At 67.3% G+C, this 14,376-nt stretch carries 11 protein-coding genes and 1 tRNA gene; 7 read left to right on the top strand and 5 right to left on the bottom strand.

Annotated elements, in window-relative coordinates; all coding sequences use genetic code 11:
- Together BLS66_RS05785 and BLS66_RS05780 are read right to left on the bottom strand one after the other, a co-directional pair.
- Positions 1-76: transfer RNA gene (locus BLS66_RS05785), tRNA-Ala, on the bottom strand.
- Positions 77-179: 103 nt separating this feature from the next.
- Positions 180-578, bottom strand: a complete 399-nt coding sequence (locus BLS66_RS05780; RefSeq protein WP_049469354.1) for a heavy metal-responsive transcriptional regulator — start codon at positions 576-578, stop codon at positions 180-182.
- 187 nt (positions 579-765) lie between these two features.
- On the opposite strand from BLS66_RS05780, the gene BLS66_RS05775 reads away from it, so the two are divergent.
- The 7 genes from BLS66_RS05775 to BLS66_RS05745 all read left to right on the top strand — a co-directional run bounded on the left by BLS66_RS05775 (position 766) and on the right by BLS66_RS05745 (position 10,205).
- Positions 766-1,833 carry a GlxA family transcriptional regulator gene (locus tag BLS66_RS05775; protein WP_049469351.1) on the top strand — a complete coding sequence of 356 codons (1,068 nt, stop codon included), beginning with the start codon at positions 766-768 and terminating at the stop codon, positions 1,831-1,833.
- Between the two features lie 81 nt (positions 1,834-1,914).
- A complete protein-coding gene (locus BLS66_RS05770; RefSeq protein ID WP_074725382.1) occupies positions 1,915-2,718 on the top strand; it encodes a TlpA disulfide reductase family protein in 804 nt (267 codons plus the stop codon).
- A 30-nt stretch (positions 2,719-2,748) separates the two neighbouring features.
- Positions 2,749-3,591, top strand: a complete 843-nt coding sequence (gene dsbG, locus BLS66_RS05765) for a thiol:disulfide interchange protein DsbG (RefSeq protein WP_074725381.1) — start codon at positions 2,749-2,751, stop codon at positions 3,589-3,591.
- A gap of 511 nt (positions 3,592-4,102) precedes the next feature.
- A complete protein-coding gene (locus BLS66_RS05760) occupies positions 4,103-5,536 on the top strand; it encodes a DcaP family trimeric outer membrane transporter (protein ID WP_074725380.1) in 1,434 nt (477 codons plus the stop codon).
- A gap of 76 nt (positions 5,537-5,612) precedes the next feature.
- Complete coding sequence (adiC, locus tag BLS66_RS05755; protein WP_014647526.1) at positions 5,613-6,965, top strand: arginine/agmatine antiporter; 1,353 nt, start codon at positions 5,613-5,615, stop codon at positions 6,963-6,965.
- 20 nt (positions 6,966-6,985) lie between these two features.
- The gene (locus BLS66_RS05750; protein ID WP_057494637.1) at positions 6,986-9,274 is read left to right on the top strand and encodes an Orn/Lys/Arg family decarboxylase; all 2,289 of its coding nucleotides are present in this window, start codon (positions 6,986-6,988) and stop codon (positions 9,272-9,274) included.
- Between the two features lie 28 nt (positions 9,275-9,302).
- Positions 9,303-10,205, top strand: coding sequence for a cation diffusion facilitator family transporter (locus BLS66_RS05745; protein ID WP_074725379.1), 903 nt, complete (start codon positions 9,303-9,305; stop codon positions 10,203-10,205).
- A 177-nt stretch (positions 10,206-10,382) separates the two neighbouring features.
- Here BLS66_RS05745 and BLS66_RS05740 read toward each other — a convergent pair whose 3' ends face one another.
- From BLS66_RS05740 to BLS66_RS05730, 3 genes are read right to left on the bottom strand one after another with little or no spacing between them, the layout of a single operon-like run.
- The gene (locus tag BLS66_RS05740; protein ID WP_074725378.1) at positions 10,383-11,096 is read right to left on the bottom strand and encodes an energy transducer TonB family protein; all 714 of its coding nucleotides are present in this window, start codon (positions 11,094-11,096) and stop codon (positions 10,383-10,385) included.
- Positions 11,089-11,835 carry a ChaN family lipoprotein gene (locus BLS66_RS05735; protein WP_308304150.1) on the bottom strand — a complete coding sequence of 249 codons (747 nt, stop codon included), beginning with the start codon at positions 11,833-11,835 and terminating at the stop codon, positions 11,089-11,091. Before BLS66_RS05735 ends, BLS66_RS05740 begins: the two co-directional genes overlap by 8 nt.
- A 40-nt stretch (positions 11,836-11,875) precedes the next feature.
- On the bottom strand, positions 11,876-14,347 hold the full coding sequence (locus BLS66_RS05730) for a TonB-dependent receptor (protein WP_074725377.1): 2,472 nt from the start codon (positions 14,345-14,347) through the stop codon (positions 11,876-11,878).
- Positions 14,348-14,376: the final 29 nt, after the last annotated feature.

Here is a 14,376-nt window from a genome sequence, read left to right as displayed (position 1 = left end):
TGGTGGAGCCAAGCGGGATCGAACCGCTGACCTCCTGCATGCCATGCAGGCGCTCTCCCAGCTGAGCTATGGCCCCACGTCGCTGAGGAGCGAAATAATAGCCTTGCCCCAGGGGGTTGGCAAGCATTTGTTGCACTTTTCTTCACGCGCGGGACGTGGTGGTGGATGGCCGTCTGCGCTCACGGGGTGTCGTCGCTCAGCGCCGCCAGGATCGGGCATTCATCCAGCGTGCCATGCCCGGGGCAGGCGGCGACCAGCTGCGAGAGCGCAGTGTGCATGCGCTGCAGTTCGGCCATGCGGTGCGCGATGTCCTGCAGCCGGGCCTGTGCCGTGTCGCGCACGCCGCCCATGTCGTGCGGGTGGCCGTCGCTGAGCGCCAGCAGGTCGGCGATTTCTTCCAGGGTGAATCCCAGCGTCTTGGCGCGGCGGATGAAGCGCAGCCTGCGCAGGTCCTGCTCGGTGAAGATGCGGTAGCCCCCGGCCGAGCGGGCCGCCGTGGGCAGCAACTGCTGGCGCTCGTAGTAGCGCACCGTATCGATCGGCACGCCGGCCTGGCGTGCCAGTTGACCAATGTTCATGGCGGATTCCTGCGGATGCTGCCGGTCATTCTGAAGCCTTGAGTCTGGTCCAGGGTCAACGCTGCCGACGCTGGCGGCGCATTCAGCGCACTTTGCAACTTTCTTCATAGCCCCGCCGTTGCGGCAGTTCCTACCCTGCGCCTGAACCGGCCGCTGGATGGCCTGCAACGAACCGAGGAGATGGTCTGTGGAAGGATTCAGAAACGAAGGATTCGTCGAGGTCGCGGTGGTCGAGTATCCCGGAGGCGACCCGTCGGCCGCGTCCGTGTTGACTGAAATGGCACATGTTGCCAACCGGCTTGCGCAGCAGCAGCGCCGACCGTTCAAGCGTGTCCTGGTGACCCGCTGGATCGTGCCCGCCAGCCAGACCGGCGTGCACCGGATTGCCGGAGCGGAGATGCTCGAGGCGGACATTCCCGCCGTGATCGCCGTCCCCGGCCAGATCAGCCAAGGGGTCTGCCTGCGCGCCGATGAGGTCCTGCTGGACTGGCTGCGCGCGCACTACGACGGTGGCAGTCTGCTGGCGGCGGCCAGCGATGGGGTCAGCATGCTTGCACGCGCGGGCCTGCTGGCCGGGCGCACGGTCAGTGGTCCGGACCTTGGCCAGCATCCGGGCCTGCAGGGGCAGTCGGCAAGCTGGGTGCCCAGCGAGCGTGCGCTCGTTGACGACGGCGACCTGCTGACAGTGGCCGGTCCGCAGGCCTGGCGCTTCCTCGGCCTGCGCCTGCTGTACCGGCTGCATGGCCAGGGCGTGGCGAGCGCGGTCGCGCAGCAGCTGGGGATTATCGTGCCCGCGCCCATCCAGCAGGATCTTGAGCGCTTCAGCGCCAACTTCGCCCACGGGGATCGTGACGTATTGAAGGCGCAGCGCTGGCTGCATACCACTGCCGCGCGGGGGGCGACGCTCGGCGCGATCTGCGAGGTGTCCGGACTGGAACCGCGGACGCTGCAACGACGCTTCCTGAAGGCAACGGGCCTGCGTCCGATCGAGTATTGCCAGCGTCTGCGCATCGCCAAGGCGCAGACGCTGCTGCAGCAGGGCGCGGGTATCGATGAAGTGGCGTGGGGCGTGGGCTATGCCGACCAGAGCGCATTCCGCCGCCTGTTCCTGCGCATTGTTGGCATGACGCCGGCCAACTATCGCCGGCTGGTCAGCAACAAGCGGCGTGAGCGGCCGCTGCTGTCATCGGTGGCCGGCAGTCTGCGCGGACTGCAACCGGCGTCCGCCATGCAGATGCCACGCAGTGTTGCCTGAAGCCCGCTGCGGGCGTCGCACTTGCAACCCGGGCGCGACGCTTCGACCATGCAGGCAGTGGCGGATTGGACAGGTGGGCTGATGTCGAGTGTTGGGCCGGTGCCGATGCCGGTGGTGTTGATCCTGATATGCGTGCTGCTGGCCATGGCCGTGGCACACCTGTGGCCGCGACGGAAGAACGGCATGGCAGTGCCATCTGCCGCAAGCATGGTCCTGGACATGTTGCTGGTCGGCCTGCTGTGCGGACGTATCAGCTTCGTGGCCCTGAACTTCGCGCTCTATCGTCAGGCCCCCTGGAGCATCCTGCAGATCGCCGATGGTGGGTATCACCTCCCGGTCGTTCTGGTTGCCGCGCTGGCATGGGGAGCCTGGCGTCTGAAGCCCTGGCGCCCGTTGTGGGTCCCGGTGTTGGCGGGCGCGCTGGCGGGTGGGGTGCTGTGGGCGACGGGCAGCCACCTGCTGTCAGCGTGGCAGGAACGGCAGATGCCGCTGCCGGCCGTGCAGGTGGCTGATCTGCAGGGACGTACGGTCGACCTGCAGCAGTTCCGCGGCAAGCCGGTGGTGCTCAATCTCTGGGCCAGCTGGTGTGGCCCGTGCCGGCGCGAGATGCCGGTGCTGGCCTCGGCACAGCAGACCCACACCGACGTGCAGTTCGTGTTCCTCAACCAGGGGGAAAGCCTGGACGAGGTACAGGGTTTCCTTGCCACCGAACGGCTGCGGCTGGACAGCGTGCTGCTGGACGATAGCGCCTCCGCATCAACCGTACTGGGTGTACAGGCCTATCCCTCGACGCTGTTCTTCGACGCCAAGGGACGCCTGCGTGAACTGCACCTTGGCGAACTGACCGCGGCGGGCCTTGAACACAAACTGCGCCGGCTGCGGTAGCCTGCGCGGGCATCTCATTACGGAGTTCCCATGTTGTCGACTTCCCTGCGCATCGCTCCAGCGGTGCTGTTGCTGCCGGTCATGCTGGCATTGGCCGCCTGCAGCCAGGCCCAGACCCCGCCCGGCAAGACAGCGGCGACACCGTCAGCGAGCGCTCCGGCCGCCGCGGCCAAGGGGGACCGGCCCGCAGTGCTGAAAGGCATCGAGAAGCACGGTTTCGAGGTTGTCGCCGAGTTCGATGCGCCGGCTGGCCTGCGTGGCTTCGCCGGAGTGGTGGGTGGACAGCAGCCCGCCGCCGCGTACGTGACTGCCGACGGCAAGCATGTGCTGGTAGGCAGCCTGTTCGATGCCGAGGGCAACGACGTGGCGGCCGAGGCGGTGGAGAAGCTGGTCGCCGCGCCGATGTCGGCCAAGATGTGGGCCAAGCTGGACGCCAGTGCCTGGGTGCGCGACGGCAAGGCCGATGCACCGCGCGTGGTCTATACCTTCAGTGATGCCAACTGTCCGTACTGCCACAAGTTCTGGGAAGCGGCACGGCCGTGGGTCGATGCTGGCAAGGTGCAGCTGCGCCACATCATGGTCGGCGTGATCCGTGAGGACAGTCCGGCCAAGGCTGCTGCCATCCTGTCGGCGCGTGACCCGAGTGCAGCGCTGCTGGAGAACGAGCACGAGTTCGACCGCGGCGGTATCAAGGCGCTGCCGAGCATCAGCCGCGAGATCGCGGGCAAGCTTGATGCCAACCAGGTGCTGATGATCGAGATGGGCTTCCAGGGCACGCCGGGCATCCTGTTCCAGGACGCGCAGGGTCAGGTGCAGCGTCGCGCCGGCCTGCCCCAGGGCACTGACCTGCAGACGGTACTGGGTCCGCGCTGACCGGTGCGCAAAGCGTGATGTAACGCACAGGCCCGCATGGCAGCATGCGGGCCTGTTGTTTTCCTGGCGCATGCACGCGCTGCCGCCGCGCACTACCTGTTCGTCGTCACGTCTGAATCGTGACTGACATCAAGCATCGCGCCTTGATTCCAATCAAGGCCAAAAACGACAGTCGGATTAGCCTGTGACGCATGCAATACAGCGTCTACGCGCGAGGGATGCCGCGCCTCTCACGCCCTTATCCGGGATCGGCGGCAGAGCCATTCACGACGTTCTCACTCCCTGCTTGTTACCCAGACCGCTGCGGTCGCCACCTCTCTGGCAGCGCGGCCTTGATGGACTCGGCATCGATGTGGGCAGGGCAGTGTCATCGTCCTGTTGCCTGCGACAGGCAGGCTGATCGATGTCGTGGACGCAGTATCCGCATTTCCAGCAACGGCAACGCGTGGTCAGGGTGCTGTGTGCCTGTGCCCCGTCAGCGCATTGCCCGTGTTTGTCCAGGGAGGATGCAATGCGTTTTGCGGTACTGAGTCTGGCCTGCCTGACCGCGTTGGCGATCACGCCCGCCCATGCGCAGCAGGTCGCCCGTGAGGATGCGCAGGCGCTGCGCCAGGAAATTGCGGCCATGCGCCAGGCACTGGAAGGCATGCAGCAGCGCCTGGAGCGGCTTGAGCAGCGCGAGGGCTCAGCGCCTGCCGCCGTGGCGCAGGCCCCGACCCCGGCAGCAACGGCGGGCGGCAGCGCCAGCATGCTGCACCCGACCCAGGTGCCGGGGGTGGCGCAACCGGTGCTGCCGCAGCGCGAATCGGTAGCCGATCCCTCAACGGCGGCGTCGCGTCCCGACAGTGCAGCCGGCCCGACCGATCCCGAGCTGAAAGGCTTCTTCGCCATTCCTGGCACTGACACGGTGATCCGCATCGGCGGCTACGCCAAGCTCGATGCGATTGCCGATTCGCGCGCCGCCGGTGACGAGGATCAGTTCATTCCTTCGTCGATGCCGGTCGGCGGCAGCCATCGCGATGTCTCCAACTTCAACATCCACGCCAAGCAGACCCGCTTCAGCTTCGAGGCGCGGCGCCCGACCACGCACGGCAACCTGCGCTTCTATCTGGAAAACGACTTCTTCGGCAGCAGCGAGGGATACCAGTTCCGCCTGCGCCATGCCTATGGCCAGCTGGGCAACACCTACGCCGGCTATGGCTATTCCAGCTTCATGGACCCGGACAGCCTGCCCGATACGCTGGACTTCGCCGGCCCCGGCGGCGCCGGCTACCTGCTGGTGGCGGGCATCCACCACAGTTTCACGATGGGCAAGGGCAACACCCTGACTGTGGCAGCCGAAGACCCGCAAACCGAACTTGCCGGTGCCAGTGATTCACGGGTGGCAGTGAACCGGTTGCCCGACGTGACGGTAACCGCGCGCATGGAGCGCGACTGGGGCCACCTGCAGTTCGGTGCGGTGGCGCGCAGCCTGGCCTATGACGGAGAGGGCGAGCGCGACCGGCGCATGGCCGGTGGCCTGCAGTTGAGCGGCTCGGCATCGGTGGGCGAACGCGACCTGCTGCTGTTCGGTGCGCTGGGCGGGCGCGGCCTCAGCCGCTATACCGCCGACCTGACCGGCTCGGGACTGGATGCGGTGGTCGGCGCCGACGGCCGGCTCGACGCGCTCGACCTGCACGGTGGCTTCGTCGGCTACACCCATTACTGGTCCGAGCTGTGGCGCTCCAACCTGATCTTTGGCCAGCTGACCCTGGAGCGCAACGCCGCACTCGCCGCTGATGCATTCCGGCAGAGCCGCTACGGCGTGTTCAACCTGATCTGGAGCCCGGCGCCGTCCTGGACGATGGGCATGGAGCTGCTGTACGGCCGGCTGGAACAGCAGGGCGGCGCACGCGGCGACACGGTCCGGGTGCAGGGCAGCCTGCAATACAACTTCATCAAATAGACGCCAGCGGTCGTACGCCAGCGTAACCGTCCCCACGCCCGGTGCTGCCGGGCTCATGCCAGTACCGGAGATCGTCATGGCAGAAGCAAAGAAAATCGGGGTGGTCGGAGCCACCTTCCTCGTCGCCGGCAACATGATGGGCTCAGGCGTGTTCCTGTTGCCGTCCAGCCTCGCCAAGATCGGTACCGCCTCGATCTGGGGCTGGTTGATCACCACCGCCGGCGCGCTGCTGCTGGCCTTCGTGTTCGCCAAGCTGGGCAAGCTTGCGCCCAAGGCGGGCGGCCCTTACGCCTATGCGCGCGACTGGTTCGGGCCGTACATGGGCTTCCAGACCAATACCATCTACTGGTTCGCCAACTGGATCGGCAACGTCGCCATTCCGATCGCCGCGGTGGGCTATTTCAGCTATTTCTTCCCGATCCTGTCCGAGCCGCTGGTGCGCTGCGTTGCGGTGCTGGTGCTGGTCTGGGCGCTGAGCTTTGCCAACGTGATCGGCCCGGCCTTCGTCAGCCGCGTGCAGACGGTCACCACCAGCTTTGCGTTGGTGCCGATCCTGGGCATCGCCATTTTCGGCTGGTTCTTCTTCGATGCCGACATCTTCAAGGGCGCCTACAACGTGTCTGGCGAGTCGAACTTCGGTGCGATCTCGAGCGCCGCGGCACTGACCCTGTGGGCCTTCATCGGCGTCGAGTCTGCATCGGTGACGGCCGGTGTGGTCGAAAATCCGGAGAAGAACGTCGCCCGCGCGACGCTGGCCGGCGTGTTCCTGGCTGCCATTGCCTACATCGCCAGTTCGTCGGTGATCATGGGCATGGTGCCGAACGCGGAACTGCAGGTGTCCGACGCACCGTTCGCGCTGGCGGCGGCCAAGGCGGTCGGTGGCTGGGGCGGCGCGCTGGTCAGCCTGTGCGCCTTCATCGGCGCCGCCGGCTCGCTGGGTGGCTGGATCCTGCTGACCGCGCAGAGTGCCAAGGCAGCGTCGGATGACGGCCTGTTCCCGAGCATCTTCAGCAAGACCAACAAGGACGACGTGCCGGTCAAGGGCGTGCTGATCGTGGCAGTGCTGATGACCCTGGCGGTGCTGGTGACCTCCACCTCGGAAACCGCGTCGGCCCAGTTCGACGTGATCACGTCGGCGGCCGTGGTGCTGACCCTGCTGCCCTACATCTACTCGTGCGTGGCGTGCTACTTCGTGGTCGAGCGTTCGCACACCTTGGTCCACACCGGTGCGTTCTGGACCCTGACCAGCCTGACCGTCGTGTACTGCCTGTGGGCGATCTACGGCTCGTCGGGAACCATCGTGCAGTACGCCTTCCTGTTCGTGCTGTTCATCACCGTGTTCTATCCCTTCTTCAGCGAGGAGCGCCGCCAGCAGCGGCAGCGCGCCCGCGAGGCCTCGGCCATCAGCGCCGGCGCCCGGCATTCCTGAGTTCGACAAGGAGAATCAACGTGTACTTCAAGTCCCTGGACTACCCGGTCATTGTCATCGACAACGACTACGACTCGCCGCGCATCGGTGGCATCCTGATCCGTGCGCTGGTGGAGGAGCTGCGCAGCAACGACCAGCGCGTGCTGTGCGGGCTGAACCTGGATGACGCCCGGGCCGGCGCCCGTACCTACGTGGCGGCCTCAGCGGTGCTGATCTCGATCGATGGCAGCGAAGAGGTGGATGGCGAGTTCCAGCGCCTGACCGCCTTCCTGCGCGAGCAGAGCGCGCGCCGTGCCAATCTGCCGGTGTTCCTGTACGGCGAGCGCCGCACCATCGAGAAGGTGCCGAGCAAGCTGCTCAAGTACATCCACGGTTTCATCTTCCTGTTCGAAGACACCAAGAGCTTCATCTCGCGGCAGGTGATGCGCGCGGCCGAAGACTACATGAAGAACCTGCTGCCGCCGTTCTTCAAGGCGCTGATCCACCATGCAGCCGAGTCGAACTACTCCTGGCACACGCCGGGCCACGCAGGTGGCGTGGCGTTCACCAAGTCACCGGTCGGCCGTGCATTCCATCAGTTCTACGGGGAAAACACCCTGCGCAGCGATCTGTCGATCTCGGTGCCCGAGCTCGGCTCACTGCTGGATCACACCGGCCCGATCAAGGACGCCGAGGAAGAGGCGGCGCGCAACTTCGGCGCCGACCACACCTTCTTCGTCACCAACGGCACTTCCACCGCCAACAAGATCGTCTGGCATGGCACGGTGGCGCGCGGCGATGTGGTGTTCGTCGATCGCAACTGCCACAAGTCGCTGCTGCATGCGCTGATCATGACCGGCGCAGTACCGGTGTACTTCACCCCCAGCCGCAATGCGCACGGCATCATCGGGCCGATCAGCCTGGACCAGTTCACGCCGGAATCGCTGCAGCAGCGCATCGCCGCCAATCCGCTGGCCAGCAAGGCCTATCAGGCCGGCTCCAAGCCGCGCATCGCGGTGGTGACCAATTCGACCTACGACGGCCTGTGCTACAACGCCGAGAAGATCGCTGACGAGATCGGCAGCGCGGTCGATTTCCTGCACTTCGACGAAGCGTGGTACGCCTACGCTGCGTTCCATCCGTTCTACGAGAACCACTACGGCATGGCCAAGGGCAAGCCGCGCGAGCAGGATGCGATCATCTTCACCACGCATTCGACCCACAAGCTGCTGGCGGCGTTCTCGCAGGCGTCGATGATCCACGTGCGCAATTCCGCCCAGCGCAACCTGGATGCCGAGCGCTTCAACGAGTCGTTCATGATGCACACCTCGACCAGCCCGCACTACGGGGTGATCGCCGCCTGTGACGTGGCATCGAAGATGATGGAAGGCGATGCCGGCCGTTCGCTGGTGCAGGAGATGCATGACGAGGCGATCGCCTTCCGCCGCGCGATGCTGCACGTCCGCGACGACCTGGGCCGCGACGACTGGTGGTTCAGCGTGTGGCAGCCGACCCAGGTCGAGCGCAGCCTGGACAAGGGCGACACGCCGGCGCCGCTGGTGGCCAAGCGCGAGGAGTGGTACCTGCAGCCGGACGCGCACTGGCACGGTTTCGAGAACCTGGTCGACGACTATGTGCTGATCGATCCGATCAAGGTGACCCTGCTGACCCCGGGCCTGGGAATGGACGGCAGCATGGGCAAGCTGGGTATTCCGGCGGCGGTGCTGAGCAAGTTCCTGTGGGGCCGCGGCATCACCGTGGAAAAGACCAACCTGTACTCGGTGCTGTTCCTGTTCTCGATGGGCATCACCAAGGGCAAGTGGAGCACCCTGGTGACGGAGCTGATGGCATTCAAGGAACTCTATGACCGCAATGCACCGCTGAGCCAGGCGCTGCCGACGCTGGCGGCTGATTATCCGGTTGCCTACGCCGGCTGGGGCCTGCGCGATCTGTGTGACGCGCTCCATGCGTTCAACCAGGAATTCGCCGTGGCCAAGGTCATGCGTGAGATGTACGTGGACCTGCCGACCCCGGTGATGACCCCGGCCGATGCCTACAACCACCTGGTGAAGGGGGAGATCGAGCGGGTCGACATCGAGCAGCTCAGCGGCCGCATCGCGGCGACGATGCTGGTGCCGTACCCGCCGGGCATTCCGACCATCATGCCGGGCGAGCGCTTCGGCGACAGCGACGAGCCGATCATCCAGTCGCTGCGCATCGCCCGTGAGCAGAACGCGCGCTTCCCGGGCTTCGAGTCGGACGTGCACGGGCTCATCATCGAGCATGACGGCGATGTGGCCTCGTACAGGGTGGAGGTGCTGAAGGCCTGACCCGCGACGGTCGGCCCTTCGGAGAGCGATGGACACCGCGCGCGAGCAACGCATCCTGAAGTTCTCGATCGGGGTCACCATCGTGGTGAGCGCGGTCGGCTTCAGTGGTGGCCTGCTGGTGGGCTCGCAGGCCATCCTGTTCGATGGCGTCTACAGCCTGGTCGATGTTGCCCTGACCCTGGTGTCGCTGTCGGTACTGCGGCTGGTGGCGCGGGAACAGAGCCCGCGCTTCCAGTACGGCTACTGGCACCTGGAGCCGATGGTCGAGGCACTGGGCGGTGTGATCCTGTCGCTGGCCTGCGTGTATGCGCTGGCCAACGCGGTGATCGGCTTGACCACGGGCGGGCACGAAGTGAAGTTCGGGCCCGCGCTGTGGTGGGCGGCACTGTTGAGTGCCAGCAACCTGGCGATGGCGGCATTCGTCGCGCAGCGCGCGCGTCGGCTGCGCTCGGCGCTGTTGTGGCTGGATGTGCGCGGCTGGCTGCTGGGCGGCCTGATGAGCCTGGCGGTCGTGCTGGCCTTCGTGCTTGCGCTGGCCTTGCATGGGGGCGACTGGCACCACTGGGTGCCGTACCTGGACTCGATGGTACTGGCGTTGATCAGCCTGGCGGTGCTGCCGGTCCCGGCGCGCAGCGCGTGGAAGGCCATGCGCGAGGTACTGCAGGTGGCGCCGGATGACCTGGACCGGCGCGTGCAGCAGGTGATGCAGGCGTTCGTCGCCGAGCGGGGCTATGCCGGCTTCACCAGCCATGTGGCGAAGATGGGGCGGATGCGCTTTGTCGAGATCCACGTATTGGCGGACCCGGCGACGCCATTGGGCGCTGTGGGCGAGGTCGATGCGATGCGCGATGAGATCGCGGTGCGGCTGGACGCGCGTGGCGGTACGTTCTGGCTGACCATCGATTTCACCGCGGACCCGGCGTGGACCTGAACCTGCTTCTGCGGGGCCGGATCCCTGCGCGGCTGCTTTCCGTGTGCAGCAGCCGAGCACGGGCTCGGCTCTAGGCCCTGCCGGGATTGGTGCGCGCGGCGGGCCGCTGTGATGTGGCGCAGGTACGTGACGTCAACCCCGGTTGGGGTCGCAGACGGCCGCGCCGTTCCGCGACGCCTAGCGCAGGTAGTACTCCACCGGCACCACCCGTTCCTGCGGTGCCTTCAGTTCATCGGGAATGGGCGGCAGCGGCTGGGCGCGGCGGAACGTCTGCAACGCGGCCGCGTCGAGCTCCGGCTGGCCACTGGACTGCTCCAGCCGCAATGACAGCAGGCGGCCGGTGCGGTCGATGCTGGCCCTGACCCAGGCCGTTCCCTGCTGGCGGCGCGCGCGCGCGGCGGCAGGGTAGTAGCGGTAGCGCTCCAGCCGCGCCATCAGGCGGGCGTCCCACTGGTCGCTGGCGGCGCCGGCCTGGATGTTCGCCGGTGGTGCGTCCGGGGTGGGCGGCGCGGCCGTGATCGATGCCGGTGCGGGAGGTGTATCGGTCACGGCCGCCGCCGGGGCGGGGGGCAGGGCGTGCTCGCCGGAACCGCCGCGTGCGCTGGCGGTCAACTCTCCCTCGCGCGCGGTGGTGGGCTTCGGTGGCGGGGGCGACCTGGTTGCCCGCGACGCGCGCGCCTGCTGCGCCTGGCTGGGGGTGTCGGCCTGGCGCTCTTCCACCGGCTGGGGCGGCGTAGCCGGTGCCAGCAGGCGCAGGCTGATGCGCACGTCCTGCTCAGCTGGCGGCGGCAGCGGCGGCGTTGCCACCCAGTGCATCAACAGCAGCAAGGGCAACAGGTGCAGGCCGATGCTGATGGCAATCGCCTGCCAGTGTTGGCGCCGTTCACTCATCGCCCAGCACCCACAGCAGGTCGGCGTCGGCCGCATCGACGGTTTCACCGGGTGAAGCCAGCGCGATCACCAGTGCCGGTGCGTCCGGTGGCAGGTAGCCCGGCACGCCGGTACCGCGCAGTACATGCCAGCGGCCGGCCACCAGCAGCGCGGGTGCAGGGGCTGCGGCCAGTACCTGTGCCATGCGGATGTCGCGGGCCTGTTGCACGGCCAGCATTCCTTCCAGCATCGGCGCTGCGCCTGCGTGCTGGGCCAGCACCACGACCGACAGGCGTTGCCGGGCGGTGGGCATCGGGAACCGCACCGAGGCGTTGGAGGCGAGCCACGCATTGACCTCGGCACGCGACAGGTTGCCGCCGAACAGGGGGATGCCGGCCGCGGTGGCGTCCTGTACCAGCCCGCCATAGGCAGCCCACGGCCAGCGTGCATCCCAGTCCAGAAGTTCCTGCAGGCGCGTGCCGTCGGCACGATTGCCCTTGGCCAGCCAGCGTTGCACGCGGTCCAGGCGCGGCTGGCGCTCGCTGGCGATCATCTCCAGCACCAGCGCGCCGTGTGGACGCTGCTGTTGCAGCGCCTGCAGCAGCCAGCGCTGGGCAGCGTGGTCAGTGGCCTGGTCGTGGCGTTCGCCCAGCAGCAGTCGCGGTGCATTCGCTGCGCGCTTCACGAACGCGGCTTCGTCCAGGCGCTGGCCACTGGCCAGATCGATCACCGTGCCGGGCAGTGGCTGCGCGCGCACCAGTGCGGCAAGCGCGAGCAGGCACAGCGGCAGCCAGCGGCGGCTAGAACGCCACGTTGAGGCCCATCGAGACGGTGCGGCCGCGACCGTTGCCGCGGTCCAGGATCGGGCTGAAGATGCTGTCGATCGAGGCATTGTTGTCATAGGACTTGTTCTGCAGGTTTTCGATGTTCAGCCACAGCGTGGTGTTGGGCTGGGGCTTGAAGCTGGCGTAGAAGTCGAGCAACACGCCGGTGCCGCCGGTCTTGCGGGTCTGGAAGAAGTCATGGCCTTCCTCGGTGGGCCCGGAGTATTCGGCGCGCAGGCCGGCCTGCACGCGCTGCTGCCACCAGCGGCCGCCCACGTCCAGCGTCCAGTAGCGGTCGGGCAGGGCGGTGATGTCTTCCAGGTTGACGAATTCGATGGCGGGCGCGCGGGTGTGCGAACGGGTCCAGCTCAGCGTGGCGTGGTAGTGCGCGCTGGCGTAGTGCGCTTCCAGCTCGATACCGCGCATGCGCACCACGCCCGGGTGGTTCATCCAGCGCGTGGTGGTGCTGAAGTCGTCCACGTCCAGCGCATCGGTCCAGGCAGCGAGCTGCGGATCGCTGTCGATCGGCACCACGAATGGCTCCACCTCCGGCGGGTGCACGATCAGCAGGTACTGCGGCTTGATGTAGTCACGGATGCGGTTGTCGAAGCGGGTGACGCGCAGCTGCGCCAGGTCACCGTCGGTCAGCAGCGAGGAGGCGCTGAGGTTGGCGCCGAACTGCAGATTGCGCGAGCGCTCACGGCGCAGGAACGGGTTGGCGCCGACGCCATCGGCATCGCTCATGCCTTCCAGAGGAATCTTCTCGAAGAACATCTCCTGCACCCGCGGCGGGCGGGAAGTGCGCGAGACTTCAGCGAACAGTTGCAGCCAGTCGGTGGCCTGCCACGCTGCCGCCAGGCTGGGGCTGAGTGCGCGCTGGGTGCGGCGCACATCGATGCCGCCGCCGTTGATCTCGGCGCACTGGCCGGGCACATCCGAGCACAAGGGAACGTGACCACGGATGCCATAGCGATCCTGGCGCAGGCCTGCGGTCAGCGCGTAGACCTCGTACTGCAGCTCCAGCGTGCTGAACACACTGTCCAGCTGGCTGCGGCCCTCGGGGTTGGCCCCGCGCAGGGTGGGGGTGTCGGCCACATAGATATCCGACTGGTGCTTGATGCCGGTGTTCCAGCGCGCCTGCAGTGCGCCGACATCGAAGCGGCTGGTGTTGTCCAGGGTCCAGCTGCTCAGGCTGCTGTGGGTGCGGCGGCCGATGTAGCTGGAATCCTCCACGGGCGGATAGAACAGCCGTGTCTTGTTGCCGGCGAAGGTCGCGCGCAGGTCGATCCAAGGCGAATAGGGCGTGTAGTGGTAGCGGGCGCGCTGGTTGTGTGCGGAAATCTGCCACGGGTAGTTGTGGTAGAAGTCGTTTTCGTAACGCATGTGGCTCAGGTCGAGCCGGTGCTGGTCGCTCGGCTGCAGGCGGGCCTTGAGCAGCCAGCTGCCGGGCTGCTGGCTGCCCGGGTCGGCGGTGTTCTTCTGCCCGCGCGCGGTGGCGTATTCGCTGCTGCGGCTGCTGCTGGCAGCGGCCAGCAGGCCGAACTGGCGGTCGCCGCCATCCTCGCTGTGGCGCCAGGCACCGGCAAAGGTACGGCCATTGCCGTAGCCGTTGTTGCCATGGCGGTAGCCCGCGCGCAGGCCCCAGTCACGACCTTCGCCCAGCAGATCGTCGATGTCGAGCGTGCGGAAATTGGCACTGCCGGCCAGCGTGCCGGCGCCATCACCACCGGCGACTGCGCCGCGCTGCACGTCCACGCCGGCCAGCAGGAACGGATCGACATAGGCGAACGGCCCGCCCGAGCCGTGGCCCGCATTGTTGCGGAAGGTCTGGGTGACGCCATCGATCATGGTGTTGACCCGCCCCGCACCGGTCATGCCGCGGATGTTGACCTGCAGGCCGGGCTGGCTGCGCGAGTGGAAGCTGTGGGTGCCGGGCATCGAGCGCAGCAGGCTGTTGCCGTCCTGGCGTTCGGCCATCGCCACGCGCTCGCTGCCGACCGCTGGCGCAAAGCCATCGCGGGTGGCCGGCACATACTGGCTGGCCCCTGCACCGGGAGAATGACCCTGCGCGGCATCACCCTGGACGCGGAGCGGGCCGGTTCGACGGCTGCCATCGGCGGGGGGGGCCGGCGCCGGTTCCAGGGTGGCGCGGCGTGCGTCGATGAAGCGCGGGCGCAGGCCGCTGCCGACCAGCAGGCGCGACAGGGCCTGCGTATCGTCGAACCGTCCGCGCAGCGCCGGCGCCATCTGGCCGCCCGGCAATGCCGCGCCGATCACCAGATCGACACCGGTCAGCCGGCTGTAGGCATCCAGCGCACTGGCCAGCGGTTGCGCAGGAAGATCGAAGTGACGCGTGGCGGCCTGCGCGCAGGCGCTGGCAGGCAACAACGGAAGCGGACTGGCGCAGGCCAGTGACAGTGCCAGGACAAGGGGGCGGTGAAACAGCATCGGGGGCTCCAGGGGCTGACGCAGCGCGT

The sequence above is a fragment of the Stenotrophomonas pavanii genome, assembly GCF_900101175.1.
GTDB lineage: Bacteria > Pseudomonadota > Gammaproteobacteria > Xanthomonadales > Xanthomonadaceae > Stenotrophomonas > Stenotrophomonas pavanii.
The sequence above is the reverse complement of the archived record's forward strand: the minus strand, read 5'-3'. Positions and strand labels throughout refer to the sequence as shown.